This is a genomic window from Hoeflea sp. 108 (genome assembly GCF_000372965.1).
In the GTDB taxonomy this organism is placed as follows: Bacteria; Pseudomonadota; Alphaproteobacteria; order Rhizobiales; family Rhizobiaceae; genus Aminobacter.
Map to the genome: position 1 here is coordinate 98,084 of NZ_KB890026.1, position 14,348 is coordinate 112,431.

The window sequence follows — 14,348 nt, forward strand, 5'->3', positions numbered from 1 at the left end:
TCGTGTATAAGATCAGCTAGTTAGTGCCGTCGAAACGCCACTTCAGCATGTGCTTTTCAAGCCAGGCGACAAGTCCGAAGAAGATCGCCGAGAAGGCAGACGCCACGATGATCGTCGCATAGAGCATCGCGGAGTCGTACTGGTAGGTTGCCTGGATGATGAGCGCGCCGATGCCGGTCGTGGCCCCGATCCACTCGCCGATGATCGCGCCCACCACAGCGCTCGAGGCCGTGATCTTGAGCGCGGAAAATAGGTAAGGCAGCGCCCCATAGAAACGCAGCTTAACGAAGACCTCGCGCTCGGAGGCAGAGAGGATCTTCATCAATTCGAGATGCTGCTCGGACACGTCGCGCAGGCCGCGCGTCATGTTCACCAGTGTCGGAAAGAAGCAGATCGTCGCCACGATGATGATCTTCGGCACGAAGCCATTGCCGAGCAGGAGCACCAGGATCGGCGCCTTGGCGACCAGGGGAATGGTGTTGATGACCACGATCAGCGGAAAGAAGGCCTGGTCGATCCAGCGGCGGTAGACAAATGCCACCGCAATCAGACAGGCAAAGACGTTGCCGATGACAAAACCCACGATGGACTCGAAGGCCGTCACGCCGAGGTTCTGCATGAGCATCGGAAATTCCGAGACGAGCGTGCCCATGACCGTCGAAGGCGCAGGCGCGATGAACGCTTTCACCTCGAAGAAACGCACTGCCCACTCCCAGAGAAGCAGTGCGCCCGCAAAGACCAGGAGCGGCAGGACGACCCCCTTGTTGCGGTCCAGGAAGCCCGGCCTCCGCATGGTCAGGGCAGAACGGGTCATGCTGTTGGCTGATGCGACGGCATCGGCTGGGGAAGAGAGCATCAGCAGGACTCCAGAGCTTTGCGCAGGCGTATCGAGGTTTCCACGAATTCCGGCAGATCCTTGGTTGCCGAAGTGCGGGGCCGCGGCAGCGGTATGTCGATGGTGTCTTTGGTCCGACCCGGACGGGCCTGCAGCAGCAGCACCTTCTGGCTGAGAAAGGCTGCCTCGTAGATGGAATGCGTGACGAACATGATCGTCACGCCCGTCGTTTCCCAGACGCGCAAGAGGGCCTCGTTGAGGTGATCGCGCGTGATTTCGTCTAGCGCGCCGAATGGCTCGTCCATCAGAAGCAGTTTCGGCTGGTTCACCAGCGCCCTTGCGATCGAAACCCTTTGACGCATGCCTCCGGAAAGCTGCCCCGGCAATGCATCGCACCTGTCGGCGAGCCCCACGAGCTCGAGCAACTCCATTGGATCGCGGCGATTGGCCTGTGCACCTGCATTGCCGATTTCAAGCGGCAGCCGCACGTTGTCGAGCGCGGTGCGCCACGGCAAAAGAGCGGAGTCCTGAAAGACGAAACCGATATCGCGACGCTTGCGCGCCTCCTCCGCCGTTCCGCCCAGGATCTCGACCACCCCCTGGGAGGGGCTGATCAGATCCGAGACAACGCGCAGCAAGGTGGACTTGCCACATCCTGATGGCCCCAGCAGCGTCAGGAAGTCGCCCTCCGCAACATCGAAGCTGACATTTTCGAGGGCGAGCACTGGTCCGAAATTGACGCTGACATTGCTCAGTTTCACGGCCGGCTTCGAGGCAGCCGCGGCGGGCGTCGAGCTCGCGCTTGCGGGGACCGAATGCAACATCAGGCAATCCTCGCACGCTTGCCTTGCGTGGCATCGAGGATGGCGGTTGTCATGACGGCCTCGACCTTCGGCGCGTTGGAACTGAACTGCTTGAGGTCGTCGAACATTGCGATCTGGTCGCTCCAGATCGACGGATCGAACGCGCCCCAGCCGTTGCTTGCCGACAATTCGCTCACGGCGAACTGGCGCAGGAGGCCGACGGCCTTGATCTCGTTTTCGTATTTGAGGTTCGGATAGGCCTTGATCAGGATCTCGACCGCCTTCTCCGGATTGTCGAAGGCGTATTTCCAGCCGCGCCCCGCTGCGCGCACATAGGCTTCGAAGGCCTCGTGATCGGATTTGAGTTTCTCGGAGGCTGCGAAGTAGGGCAAGGGCAGAAGGCGCACGCCATTGTCCCACAAGGGCAATTCGATGGCGTCGTCGCCCAGGAGTTCACGCTGGCCGACATTTGAACGCCAGCCGGCGATCGCATCAACCTGCCCTGACAGAAGCGGCTTGGCATCGGAGCCGATGGTGATCACCTCGACCTTGGATTCATCGACGCCGTTCTTGCGAAGCAACGCGCTCAAAAGGACCGCGCCGCCGGCGGGCTGTACGCCCACGCGCTTTCCGACCATGTCCTGGGGCGTGCTGATGGGCGCGCTCTTGAGGGAGAAATACGCAAAGGGATGAATCTGCAGCGCCACCGCAAAGCACTGGATCGGAATGCCCTTGGAGGCGGCCAGCATGATCTGCGGGCTCGAGGATTGCTGGCCGATATCGTACTGGCCGGAGGCGACAAGCGGCACCGGATCGATGTTGGGCCCGCCAGCTGAAATCTCTACGACATTGCCCTCTTCTTCCTGGTAGCCGAGTTCGCGAGCGACAACGTCGCCGATATGCTGGCTGTTGACCAGCCATCCGAGCTGGACATTGACCTGGCGCGTTCCCGCTGCCCTGGCGCGATGGGGCACGATTGCGGGGGCTGCCAGCGCCACCGTCGCTGCGGCCGAGATTTTGAGCATGGTCCGCCGGCTTATGCGGAGATTTTCCTGCATAACTACTTTCCTCCATTCACTCATCGATTGATGGTGACCGTTGTTCCCGATGAGAACGCTAGTCGAATAAGGGCATCGCAAAAAGTTCAAATATTCGAGCCCCCCGTTGCCAAGTCGGCAACGCCCTCCTACCCTCGATTTCAGCGAGTTTCTGATCCGCCCAGACCGTTGCGAGGATATGATGCACGCAGCCGTATTGCGCTATTTCGAGCAAGTTGCCGAAAACGGTTCGATCCGGGTCGCCTCCGAGGTCCTGCACGTGGCACCGTCTGCCATCACACGTCAGATCCTCAATCTCGAGGCCGAGCTCGGCTGCAAGCTGTTCGAGCGCCTGCCCACTGGAATGCGTCTGACCGCCGCTGGCCACGTGTTTTTGAGACACACCAGACGCACGTTGTCTGACTGGCGCAACACGGCAGGCGAATTGACCGCACTTACGGGCCAGATTGCCGGCGAGGTTCGTGTGCTGGCCACGCCTCCGTTGATCATCAGCGTGCTTCTGGGCGCGATCGAGACCCTCGTCGAGGAGCATCCGCGCGTTCGCTTCAATGTCACCGATGCCAATGTGGTCAACAAAGCCGAACAGATGCAGCTCGGCCATCCCGACATCGCACTCCTGCCGTTGGACAGGCGGTACAGGCAGTTCGAGCTGCTCGACCAGCTCGACGTGCGGGTCGGGGTGGTGGTGACGCCAAATCATCCCCTTGCCCGGGAAAAGACGCTCACGCTCACGCAATGCGCCGAGCATCCCGTGCTGATGGTCCAGGACATGTGGATCCAGAGACACTCGGACGTCGAATTCCAGGAGACGGGCGCCGAGTACCAGCCCCGCATCGTCTCCTCGTCCTGGCCGCTCGCGCGCGAAGCGGCGAGACGCGGCCTGGGCGTCGGGTTTTTCGCATCCGTCGGCGTTGCCAAGGAACTGGCATCGGGCGAATTGATCTTCGTCCCGCTGGACATTCCAGGCTACGTTACCAGCAGCCTGTCACTCTATGTGAATGCCGATCGAAAACTGGCGCCGGAGGTGGCGGTCACAGTCCAGCATATCAAGGCGAAGTTTGCGGAAGTGCGTGCACTTCTGCCGTCGGTGGCAATGCCGACGACAAGCAAGGTCGATACGCAAAATCGCGACCGCTGAATCTTTCTAGTTTAGGCCTTCAGGTGTTCCATGCAGCTTGGCGTAGCAACCGGAGCACAATGTTAATCCGAAACTGCCTGAAGTGCAGCATCTCCGGCCGAGAATAGGGACGTGAACATCGATCTCACAACCCGGAACGATCTCTCCAGTCGGCTTCAAATCGCCGCCAGTGTCGGTTTCATCCGGTGCGACAATGCAGTCCGAAGCGGAACACCAACGCCTTCTCGATATCCATTGAGAGATGGGGCCTCATACGGCTCATGCCTACGCTATCGGCACCCCAAACGTAGCCATCCCAGCTGAAATCAAGGTTGGCGCCAAGGTTTCCATTCATTGGTGGCCGAGTCGGTCAAATCGGCATTGGCTGGTCTAGATGGGCTCGGCTGGTACCTTCACCTCCGGCATCGCGCCGATCAGCATGCGGGCATAGTCGCTTTTCGGGGCGTCGAAGATGTGGGCGCAATCGCCTTGTTCGACGATTTCGCCGCGGTTGATCAGCGCCACGCGGTCGCAGAGGTAGCGGACGACGGCGAGGTCGTGGCTGATGAAGAAGTAGGTCAGGCCGAGCCGATCCTGCAGGTCGCACAGGAGGTTGAGCACCTGCGCCTGCACCGAGACATCGAGCGCCGAGGTGGGCTCGTCAAGGAGCAACAATTCAGGGCCTGAAGCAAGGGCGCGGGCGATGCAGATACGCTGGCGTTGGCCGCCGGAGAATTCGTGCGGGTAGCGGTGCAGGTGCTGTGGGCCCATCCCGACGAGCGACAGAAGTTCGGCGGCGCGGTCGCTGCGCTGCCGGTTGCTCAGCCCGAGCGTCTCGTGGTGGATGACGAGAGGTTCAGTGATGATGTCGTAGACCGACATGCGAGGGTTGAGCGAGGCGTAGGGGTCCTGGAAGACGATCTGGACACGGGAGCGCAGGCGACGCAGTTCGGTGTCGGAAAGCTTGCCCAGATCCTGGCCCTGCACACGGATGCTGCCTGAGGTCGGGGTTTCAAGATGCAGGATGGAGCGGGTCAGCGTCGTCTTGCCTGAGCCGCTCTCGCCGACGAGGCCGAAGCTCTCGCCCTTGCGAACGCTGAGCGACACGTTCTTCAGCGCATGGACCTCTGCCGACGAGCCGAAGATGCCCCGACGGCCGGGATAGATCTTCGAGACGTTGTCGATCTCAAGCATGATGTCAGCCATGGACAAGCGTCTCCATCTCGGCCACGCGGATGCAGGCTGCCAAATGATCGTTTCCGACCGATATGGCCGGCGGCGTCGCTGCGGTGCAGGCAGGTTGGGCGAACTGGCAGCGCGGCGCAAAACGGCAGCCCGGCGGCGGCGTGATCAGGTTGGGCACCGCGCCCGCCAGTCCGCGAAGCTCGCCGCGCTTGGTCTCGCGTGTCGGGATCGCCGACATCAAGGCGCGTGTGTAGGGATGGACAGGATTGCCGATGACAGCTGCGACCGGCCCGCTTTCGACAATGTTGCCGGCATACATGACCGCGACATGGCTGCATGTCTGGGCGACCACGCCGAGATTGTGGGTGATCAGCACGACACCCATGTCGAAATCTTTGACGCTGTTCTTGATGAGCTCGAGAATCTGCGCCTGGACCGAGACGTCGAGCGCCGTTGTCGGCTCGTCGGCGATCAGCAGGTCGGGGCGGCCAATCAGCGCCATGGCGATCAGCACGCGTTGGCGCATGCCGCCGGAAAACTGGTGCGGATAGTCGTCGAGACGAGCCAGTGCGTTGGGGATGCCGACGCGGGCCAGCATCTCGCCGGCCAGTTTACGCGCGGCCTGGCGGCGTTCGCGCCGGCCGGCATTGGGCGAACAGCCAATCACGTCAGGATCGCGCTCGGCCGCCGCCAGCGCTACGTCGACGAGCTGCTCGCCGATGCGGAAGGCCGGGTTGAGGTTCGTCGTCGGGTCCTGGAAGATCATGCCGATGCGCTTGCCGCGCAGGCGCTGCATCTCGGACGCACTGAGCTTGAGCAGGTCCTGGCCCTCGAGCAGGATCTCGCCGGCGGTGTAGTGCGCCGGAGGCGTCGGCTGCAGACGCGAGACCGACAGCCCAGTCAGCGACTTGCCGCAGCCGCTCTCACCGACGAGACCCCAGATCTCGCCACGGTTCACGGTGAGGTTTATGCCGTTCAGCACGTGCGCCCGCCCGTCGAAGCTGGACATCCTGAGGTGCAGGTCGCGGATCGAAAGGAGAGGCTGGGTCATCTCAGCGCCTCGCCTTCGGGTCGAGGACGTCGCGCAGGCCATCGCCGAGCAGGTTGAAGCCGAACACGGCCAGGAACATCGCCATGCCGGGCGCCATCGCTGTCCACCAGTAATCGGGCATGTAGGAGCGCGAGACAGACAGCAGCGTGCCCCATTCCGGCGTCGGCGGACGGACGCCGATGCCGATGAAGCCGAGGCCGGCGACGGTCAGGATGGCGAAGCCCATGTCGAGCGACATCTTGACGATGATCGGCGAGACGACGTTGGGCAGAATGTGGCGGAACAGGATGCGCTTGGGCGTGGCGCCGAGCGCGCGGGCGGCCGTGACATAGACTTCCTCGCGCGCAGCGAGCACCTCGCCGCGCACCAGCCTCGCATAGCCAGGCCACCATGACAGGGCAATGGCGATTACCATGTTGCCGAAACCCGAGCCGAGGGCTGCGGCGATCGCCATGGCGAGGATCAGGCCGGGAATGGTCAGCGTCAGGTCGGTCAGGCGCATCAGCACCTCGTCGACCCAGCCCTTGGCAAAACCGGCGATGGCGCCGACCAGCGTGCCGATCACCGAGCCGATGAGCACGACGCCGAAGCCCGCGAGCACCGATACCGTGGTGCCGGCCATGACAAGCGACAGCACGTCCTGGCCGAGTTCGTTGGTGCCGAAGGGGTGAGCCGCCGATGGCGGCATGAAGCGAGAGGCGGTATCGACGCCGCCGGCCACGTGCTCGGGATACGGGGCGAGCACGGTGCCAAAGGCGGTGAAGAAGATCACCACGGCGACGATAGCCGCACCCAGCATCGACAGCCTGCTCTGCGAAAAGCGGAAGAAGGCCCGGCGCAGCCGGTCACGGCGGGGCGTGGCGAGATCGTCCGCGGTGTTGGGCTCGATCGTGGTCATGAATAGCGGACCTTGGGGTTGATGACGCCGTAAAGCAGGTCGATGATCAGGTTGGCGAAGACGAAAAGCAGGCCAATGACCAGGGCGACGCCGATCACCGGCATCATGTCCTGCGAGACGATGGCCTTGGTGGCGTAGAGGCCGAGGCCCGGCCAATCGAACACGGTCTCGACCAGCACCGTGCCGCCGAGCAGCCAGCCGAAATAGAGACCGATCACGGTCAGCGTGGCCGAGACGGCGTTGCGGGCAACGTATTTGGTGATGATCTTGCGATGGGGCAGGCCAAGGGCGCGCGCCGTCATCACATAATCCTGCTGCATCACCTCGATCGTCGAGGCGCGCATCATGCGCATGATGGTGGCAAGCGGCGACAACGACATGGCGATCGCCGGAAGAGCGAGATGGCGCAGCGACATGAAGAACGCGTTCCAGTTGCCGGCGATCAAGGAATCGATGGTCAGGAAGCCGGTGACGAAGCGCGGCGGGATGACGATGATCGGCAGGCGGCCGCCCAACGGCAGCCACATCAACCACATCGCAAAACAGAGCTGCAGCAGCAGGCCGAGGAAGAAGCGCGGCATGGAAATCGCGCCGATGGCCGCCACCTGGGCTAGGTAGTCGGGCCAGCGGTTGCGCCAGATGGCGGTGACGAGGCCGAGCGGGATGCCTACGACAACGGCGATGAACATCGCCGCGAAGACGAGTTCGAGAGTTGCAGGGAGGTAGGCCTTGATATCGGCGGCGACGGGGCGGCGCGTCAGCAGCGACGTACCGAGGTCGCCATGGACCAGTCCGGAGACATAGGTGCCGTATTGCACCCAGATCGGCTTATCCAGGCCGTATTCGACGGCGAGTGCCGAGATCTCGGCTTTCGTGGCATTGGGACCTGCTGCGAGCGCTACCGGATCGCCCGGCAAAAGACGGGCGATGGCGAACATGATGATCGTCAGCCCGACAATGACTGGCACGAGCAGCAGGAGCCGACGCAGAATGAAACGCAGCATTGCCCATATCCTCCCGTTGGAGATTTGGCGGGCCCGGAGACCCGCCAAACATTTGACCTAGCTGAGCGACAGGCCCCAGGCTTCGATCGCGTTGGAGGCGACCGGCGTGAAGTGGTAGTCCTTCACGGTGTCGCGCATGGCCAGCTTGCGACGCTCAAGCACGCCGAAGACGTCGGGGGCGTCCTCGACGACCTTCTTCTGGAATTCTCCATAGATGGTGACACGCTTGGCCTGGTCGATTTCCTTACGGCCGGCCTCGATGAGAGCGTCGACTTCCGGGTTTTTGTAAACCGCGTTCTGCCAGGCGCCGTTGCGCGACGAGTGGTAGGCGGCATAGGCGATGTTGTCCGGGTCGCCATAATTCGCGGTCTGGTAGACCGGGAACAGGTCCGGGAAGGTTTCGGGCGATTTGCAGGCGGTCACCATGTCGGGCCAGTTCATCGGCACGATCTCGAGCTCGATGTTCAGCTGCTTGAGGCTGTCGAGCATGATCAGTGCCCAGCGGCGCTGCTGCTCGAGACCCGAGACATGGTACATCTTGAGCTTGAAGCCGCCTTCCGGCTTGGCCGACTTCGCCATATATTCCTTGGCCTTGGCCATGTCGGTTCGGTAGGCAACGAGATTGGCATCGAAGCCAAGGATGCCCTTCGGCAGCGGGCCGTTCATCAAGTCTGCATAGCCTGCCGCATCGAGAATCGCCTGGTAGTTCGTGGCGTAGGAGATCGCCTTGCGCAGGTTGATGTCGGTGCACGGACCGTGCTGCGTGTTCATCTTGATCGAGAAGGTGCGATATTCCGGCTCGATGACGCTGACAACGCCCGACGCTCCCTTCAGGGCGTCCATGTCCTCGCTAGTGAGGTCAGTGGCTATATGGGCTTCGCCGCGCTGGATCATAAGGCGCTGGGTCGCAGTCTCGCGCACGATCTGCCAGATCACGCCCTCGAGATTGCCGCCTCCGGCCTGCCATGCTTCCGGCGCGCGCGCCAGCTGGTAGAGCGTGCCGACCTCGAAGCGGGCGACAGTAAACGGACCGGAACCTGCAGTGTTTGTCATCAGGTAGGTTTCGCCTGAATCACTACCGAGATTGGCCTCGACCACCGCCTTCTCGACGATGAAGATCCACGGCAGCACCTGCAGGAACGGCGCGAAGGGGGCAGTGAGCTTGAACTTGACCGTGCCGGCGTCAACGGCGGTAACGCCATCGGCCGTGACGATGTCGCGGATCATCCAGGAGTTGCCCTTTGCGAGCTTCAGCGCGCGGGCGAAGGAGTAGACCACATCGTCAGCGGTAACGGCGTTGCCGGAGTGGAACTTGGCAGCCTTGTTCAGCACGAAGGTGAATTCAGTGCCGTCGGGGCTGACCGTCCAGCTCTCGGCGATACCGGGCGCGGGCACCGGCGGATTGCCTGAGATGCGCACCAGCGGATCATAGACGTTGCGCATGAAGAACGAGGCGGAATAGCCCGTCGCGGTGTGCGGGTCGAAATTGGGAATGTCCTGGCCGGCCGCGATGATCAGGACGCCGCCTGACTGGGCGAAAAGTTGGCGCGGGAAAACCGTGGTGGCGAGACCCACGCCGGCGAGCGCCAGCAGGCCGCGCCGCGAGATGTTGAACTGGTCAGAGGTCATTGCATTGCTCCTGTCGAATGTCTGGTCATCATTGCAAATGGGCGGCGCCAGTCGGCCGGGCGCCGCCGGATCTCGATGGGGCGGTCAGGCCCAGGCCACGTTCTCCTGCGGCGCCACGGTGCCAGAGGTTCCCGGTTCGTGGCGGTAGTTGAGCGCGACGTGGTCGGGCGTGACGAAACCAAGAGCGAGGTCGCGGGAGATTGCTGCCGGAGAACGCTCGGCGGAGTTGCCGTAGCCGGAGCCGCCGGCGAGCACGAGCTCGACCACCTGGTCGGTCCGGTGCAGCGACACCAGCTCGCCGGTGCCGCAATCGCGCAGCACGCGGCCGTCGGTGGAGAGCACCCTACCGCGGGCGCCGCCGCCGGCCCGGCCGCCGAACAGGCCGTCGATCGGGTTGTCGACGCCTTCTGGATAGACGGAGACGAGCATCTCCAGACCGTCCTCGTCCCGCTTGCGGAAGCGCACGACCTGGCCGAGGCCGCCGCGCATCTTGCCGGCACCGCCGCTGTCGGCGCGGAACGCCTTCTCCAGCACCAGCACGGGCACGCGGCTTTCCATCAGTTCGATGGACGTGTTGGCAGCTGAGGTCGGCCACAGCAGCGAGGAGTGGCCGTCGCCGCGCTCGGAGCCGCCTTGGCCGCCGCCGCAGAAGAGCATGTCCGAATAGAACTGCCCGTCAGTGGTCTTGCCGTAGATGTTTGCGGCTACGGCAAGCCCGGTGAATGATTGCACCATGTCGGGCGAGGCCGAGGCGAGTGCGGCGAAGATATTCGGCGCGAGATACCAGCCGGTGCGGGTACGCAGGTTCACGGCTGCCGGATAGGTCGGGTTCAGGATCGAACCTTCGGGCGCGGTCACGGTGAACGGGCGGTAGCAGCCGGCATTGCCGCGCACCGCCGGTGTCAGCATACACTTCAGCGGATAGGTTGCATGCGCTGCAGTGTAATTCAATGTAGAGTTAAGGCCACCCTGCGGCAACTGCGGCGGGGCGCCGTCGAAATCGACCGTGATGCTGTCGCCTTCGACCTTGACCAGGACCGGGTAGGTGATGGTCTCACCGAGCGGGTTGTTGGTGATGACCGAGCGGTACTCGCCATCGGGCAAAGCCCGGATCGCGTCGCGCATGGCCTTTTCTGACAGGCCCTGCACCACTTCGGCAAGGGCGCCGAGATCATGCATGCCATAGTCGTGCATGAAGGCGTCGAGACGTTCCGCACCGAGCTTGTTGGCCGCGACGAAGGAGAAGATGTCGCCCAGCACCTGTTCGCCGTTGCGGACGTTCTGGCGGATGAGCTGGATCAGCGTCTCATTGGGGCGACCTTCCTCGAAGATCTTCATCGGCGGGATCTGCAGGCCTTCTTCGTAGATCTCGCGGGCATGCAGCGAGTCCTTGGTGCCGCCGATGTCCGAGACGTGGCCGACGGTGCCCATCAGGCCGACGAGCTTGCCATTGCGGAAGGCCGGCGTCACGATGGCGATGTCGAACAGATGCCCGGCGCACAGCCACGGATCGTTGGTGATCAGCACGTCGCCCGGCTTCAGCGTCTCCGCCGGGTAGCGGGTCAGCAGCGCCTTGACCGCGCGGGGCAGGGTCAGGTTGAACACCGGCATGGCGCGCGGACTGTGGGCCAGGGTCTCACCGTCCTTGTCGAGCAACTCGCAGGCGAAGTCCTGTGCCTCGGCGATGACGAGCGAGAAGGCGGTGCGGCAGACGGTCAGCCACATTTCCTCGACAACGTTGACGAGGCGCGACCACATGATCTCGAGACCGATCGGGTCGCCCTTGATGCGGGCAACGGCCTCGGCACGGGTCATCTCGTCAGTGACGAAAGCTTCCGCGGCCTTGAGCGCGCCGACCTGCACGCAAAGGTTCTGGCCGGCGTCGATGGTGACGCTGTCGGACGGGCCGACGACGGTGGTGGACTCACGTTCCTCGATGATCGCGGGACCGGCGATGGTGTCGCCGCTGCGCAGCGCATAACGGTCGTAGACGGCCGTCTCGAACTTGCCCTCGTCGAACCAGCAGATGCGGTGGCCCTTAATCCGGGCTGCGGTATCGCCGCCGCCGGTGGCGCCGGTGAGCGAAAGCTGCGGCGTCGAGCCAGCGACGCGGACGCGGAAGTTGACGGATTCGAAGCGCGCGCCCTCGAAAGGTTCGGCATAGCGGGCCGAATAAGCGCGAACGAAGGCTTCGCGAATGGCCGGCAGATCGGCTTCGCCGAGCGTGGTCGTGGGCAGCTGCACGCTGATGTCGTGCATCTGGCCGACGAGGCGCATGTCGGCGCTGCGCTCGACAACGATGTCGCCTGCTGCGATGCCGGAGCGGGTCAGCTGGTGGCGTCCCTCGTCTTCTAGGGCGGTCAGCACGCCATTGACGGCGTCCGTATCAAAACCGGTCTTCAACTCGACGCGCAGCGACCGCACGCCCTCGAAGGACAAGGGAGCCGCGAGGAAGCCGAGCGCCGATGCAGCACCCGATGCCGGCGGGATCAGCACGGAGCTGATGCCCATCGCACGCGCGACGTCGACCGCATGGGCCGGGCCGGCGCCGCCGAAACCGACCATGGAGTATTCGCGCGGATCCTTGCCACGCTCGACAAGGTGCACCCGCGCGGCCGAGGCCATGCTCTCGACGACCACCTTGTGGATGCCGAGTGCGGCTTCTTCGATCGTCAGGTTCAGCGGCTCGGCGACGCGGGCGATGGCGGCGCGGGCTGCCTCTAGGTCGAGCTTCATGCGACCGCCGAGGAAGAAGTTGGGATCGTAATAGCCAAGCGTGAGGTTGGCGTCGGTAACCGTCGGCTGCTTGCCGCCCATGCCGTAGCAGGCAGGGCCCGGGTCGGAGCTGGCGGAATGCGGGCCGACCTTCAGCAGGCCAACGTCGTCGATGGCGGCGATTGAGCCGCCGCCGGCGCCGATCTCGATCATCTCGATGACAGGCGCCTTGATCGGCAGGCCGGAGCCCTTGACGAAGCGGTGGACGCGCGCGGCTTCCATCATCGGCGAGATCTCGGCGCGGCCGTCCTCGATCATGCAAGCCTTTGCGGTGGTGCCGCCCATGTCGAAGGAAATGACGTCGGACAGGCCGGCCGCCTTGCCGAACAGTGCGGTGGCGAGGCCGCCGCCGGCCGGGCCGCTTTCCAGCAGCCGGATCGGGAAGTCGCGTGCGGTTTCCAGCGACATCAGGCCGCCGGCGGAATGCATCAGCCTGAGCGCGCCCGCAAAGCCTGCACCACGCAGCGACTTCTCGAGCTTGGTCAGGTAGCGGTGCATCAAGGGCTGCACGAAGGCGTTGGCGCAGGTGGTGACCATGCGCTGGTATTCGCCCATCTCGGCCACGACCTCGCTTGAGATCGAGATCGACAGATCCGGGAACGCGGCGCGGATGATGTCGGCGGCGCGGCGCTCATGCGCCGGATTGGCGTAGGAATGCATGAAGGCGATGGCCACCGCCTCGCAGCCTTGTGCGACGAGCGCCTTGGCGGCCTGCAAGACCTGTGCTTCGTCGAGCGCCGTTTCCGCCTCACCCGAGGCCTTCATGCGCTCGTCGACCTCGAAGCGCATGTCGCGGCTGACCATTGGGTCGGGGAAGGAGACGAACAGGTCGTAGATGTCGTAGCGCTGCTCGGTGCCCATTTCGAGCAGGTCGCGGAAGCCGCGCGTCGTGATCATGCCGACCGGCGCACCCTTGCGCTCAATGACGGCATTGGTGACCAGGGTCGTGCCGTGGACGATCTCGCCGACGTCGCTGTGCTTGATGCTCTGGAGATCAAGCAATTCCTGTAGGCCGACCAGCGCTGCCTGGGACGGATCGTGCGGCGTCGTCAGGCGCTTGTGCAGCGTGACCGAGTGGTTCTGGCTGTCATAGAGCACGAAGTCGGTGAAGGTTCCACCAATGTCGAACCCCACGCGCCAGCGGTTGGGCAGATCACTCATTACATGATGTCCTTTTCTTCAAATCCGAGGGGCGACGAAAGCGCTGTCGCCCAGCTCCTCGGCTATGCGGGCGGCCCCCTTGGCGAGGGCGGCGATCATCTCGTCGCGGCCTTTGGTGTCGACGAGTGCGTGTGGGTAGACGATGCAGAGGCTGACGGCTTCGTCGGTGCGTGGGTCGGCGACCGAAATCGCGATCGCGTCGACCCCGGGGGTGGCTTCCTGGCTCGAATAGGCGAAGCCCTGGTGCCGTACTTTTGAGAGCTGCTCGGGCAGGTCCGCAAGCGCGACGTGTCCAGCGTAGAGCGCATGCACCTCGTCATCGTTGAGCCGCGCCAGGAGCGACCGGCCCGTCGAGCTGAGATGGGCGGGCAGGCGTCGGCCGATGTTGCTGACGACGCGAAGTGCATTTGTGCCCTGGAAGTCGGCCACAGCGGTCACTTCCTTGCCGTCGCGCACGGAGATGTACCCGGTATGGCCAAAAGTGGCGCTGGCTTCGGCGACCACATCGCTGGCGCGGCCGATCAGCAGCGAGGAACGGCGGTAGGCGGCGGCGAGATCGAGCATCAGGCGGCCCGGGCGGTGCCGGTGGCTGTCGCCGATCGTCTCCAGCATGTTGGCCTCGCGCATCGCCTTCAACAGGCGTGACGCGTTGGCCTTCGGCATGCCCAGCAGTCTCACGACGTCCGAGACCGTAAGGTCGGGACAGTCGTTGCCGAAGCACCTCAGCACATCCGCGGCATTGTTCAGGACCGACATTGCTCCTCCGAGTCGTTCCATTAAATGGAACTCGTGTTCCATTTTTTGAGACTAATGCTCTCGTCCGTTCATGCGG

11 protein-coding genes are annotated in these 14,348 nt (G+C 63.7%); 1 reads left to right on the forward strand and 10 read right to left on the reverse strand.

Annotated elements, in window-relative coordinates; genetic code table 11:
- Nucleotides 1-16: 16 nt before the first annotated feature.
- The 3 genes from B015_RS0128450 to B015_RS0128460 are packed head-to-tail and all read right to left on the reverse strand — an operon-like array spanning nucleotide 17 to nucleotide 2,663.
- Complete coding sequence (locus B015_RS0128450; protein WP_018431174.1) at nucleotides 17-856, reverse strand: ABC transporter permease; 840 nt, start codon at nucleotides 854-856, stop codon at nucleotides 17-19.
- A complete protein-coding gene (locus B015_RS0128455; RefSeq protein WP_018431175.1) occupies nucleotides 856-1,659 on the reverse strand; it encodes an ABC transporter ATP-binding protein in 804 nt (267 codons plus the stop codon). Before B015_RS0128455 ends, B015_RS0128450 begins: the two co-directional genes overlap by 1 nt.
- Entirely contained in the window at nucleotides 1,659-2,663 is a 1,005-nt protein-coding gene (locus tag B015_RS0128460; RefSeq protein WP_018431176.1) for an ABC transporter substrate-binding protein, read from the reverse strand. Before B015_RS0128460 ends, B015_RS0128455 begins: the two co-directional genes overlap by 1 nt.
- Before the next feature lie 211 nt (nucleotides 2,664-2,874).
- On the opposite strand from B015_RS0128460, the gene B015_RS0128465 reads away from it, so the two are divergent.
- Entirely contained in the window at nucleotides 2,875-3,834 is a 960-nt protein-coding gene (locus B015_RS0128465; protein WP_018431177.1) for a LysR family transcriptional regulator, read from the forward strand.
- A gap of 369 nt (nucleotides 3,835-4,203) precedes the next feature.
- On the opposite strand, the gene B015_RS0128475 is transcribed toward B015_RS0128465, so the two are convergent.
- The 7 genes from B015_RS0128475 to B015_RS0128505 form a co-directional block, all read right to left on the reverse strand.
- Nucleotides 4,204-5,019 (reverse strand): ATP-binding cassette domain-containing protein, encoded by an 816-nt coding sequence (locus B015_RS0128475; RefSeq protein ID WP_018431178.1) that lies wholly within the window; start codon nucleotides 5,017-5,019, stop codon nucleotides 4,204-4,206.
- Nucleotides 5,012-6,049 carry an ABC transporter ATP-binding protein gene (locus B015_RS0128480; RefSeq protein ID WP_018431179.1) on the reverse strand — a complete coding sequence of 346 codons (1,038 nt, stop codon included), beginning with the start codon at nucleotides 6,047-6,049 and terminating at the stop codon, nucleotides 5,012-5,014. The genes B015_RS0128475 and B015_RS0128480 overlap by 8 nt, the downstream gene beginning before the upstream one ends.
- 1 nt (nucleotide 6,050) lies before the next feature.
- Entirely contained in the window at nucleotides 6,051-6,947 is an 897-nt protein-coding gene (locus B015_RS0128485) for an ABC transporter permease (RefSeq protein WP_018431180.1), read from the reverse strand.
- Complete coding sequence (locus B015_RS0128490) at nucleotides 6,944-7,951, reverse strand: ABC transporter permease (RefSeq protein WP_018431181.1); 1,008 nt, start codon at nucleotides 7,949-7,951, stop codon at nucleotides 6,944-6,946. The genes B015_RS0128485 and B015_RS0128490 overlap by 4 nt, the downstream gene beginning before the upstream one ends.
- 57 nt (nucleotides 7,952-8,008) lie before the next feature.
- Nucleotides 8,009-9,580, reverse strand: a complete 1,572-nt coding sequence (locus B015_RS0128495; protein WP_018431182.1) for an ABC transporter substrate-binding protein — start codon at nucleotides 9,578-9,580, stop codon at nucleotides 8,009-8,011.
- An 84-nt stretch (nucleotides 9,581-9,664) separates the two neighbouring features.
- The gene (locus tag B015_RS0128500; RefSeq protein WP_018431183.1) at nucleotides 9,665-13,516 is read right to left on the reverse strand and encodes a hydantoinase B/oxoprolinase family protein; all 3,852 of its coding nucleotides are present in this window, start codon (nucleotides 13,514-13,516) and stop codon (nucleotides 9,665-9,667) included.
- A gap of 18 nt (nucleotides 13,517-13,534) precedes the next feature.
- Nucleotides 13,535-14,272: an IclR family transcriptional regulator gene (locus B015_RS0128505; protein ID WP_018431184.1), complete on the reverse strand. Its 738-nt coding sequence runs from the start codon at nucleotides 14,270-14,272 to the stop codon at nucleotides 13,535-13,537.
- Nucleotides 14,273-14,348: the final 76 nt, after the last annotated feature.

Excerpts from the sequence above, each read along its gene's own strand:
- B015_RS0128455 (WP_018431175.1), bottom strand. The coding sequence starts at position 1,659 with ATGTTGCATTCGGTCCCCGCAAGCGCGAGCTCGACGCCCGCCGCGGCT.
- B015_RS0128485 (WP_018431180.1), bottom strand. The coding sequence starts at position 6,947 with ATGACCACGATCGAGCCCAACACCGCGGACGATCTCGCCACGCCCCGC.
- B015_RS0128500 (WP_018431183.1), bottom strand. The coding sequence starts at position 13,516 with ATGAGTGATCTGCCCAACCGCTGGCGCGTGGGGTTCGACATTGGTGGA.
- B015_RS0128465 (WP_018431177.1), top strand. The coding sequence starts at position 2,875 with ATGATGCACGCAGCCGTATTGCGCTATTTCGAGCAAGTTGCCGAAAAC.
- B015_RS0128505 (WP_018431184.1), bottom strand. The coding sequence starts at position 14,272 with ATGTCGGTCCTGAACAATGCCGCGGATGTGCTGAGGTGCTTCGGCAAC.
- B015_RS0128495 (WP_018431182.1), bottom strand. The coding sequence starts at position 9,580 with ATGACCTCTGACCAGTTCAACATCTCGCGGCGCGGCCTGCTGGCGCTC.
- B015_RS0128450 (WP_018431174.1), bottom strand. The coding sequence starts at position 856 with ATGCTCTCTTCCCCAGCCGATGCCGTCGCATCAGCCAACAGCATGACC.
- B015_RS0128490 (WP_018431181.1), bottom strand. The coding sequence starts at position 7,951 with ATGCTGCGTTTCATTCTGCGTCGGCTCCTGCTGCTCGTGCCAGTCATT.
- B015_RS0128460 (WP_018431176.1), bottom strand. The coding sequence starts at position 2,663 with ATGCTCAAAATCTCGGCCGCAGCGACGGTGGCGCTGGCAGCCCCCGCA.
- B015_RS0128475 (WP_018431178.1), bottom strand. The coding sequence starts at position 5,019 with ATGGCTGACATCATGCTTGAGATCGACAACGTCTCGAAGATCTATCCC.
- B015_RS0128480 (WP_018431179.1), bottom strand. The coding sequence starts at position 6,049 with ATGACCCAGCCTCTCCTTTCGATCCGCGACCTGCACCTCAGGATGTCC.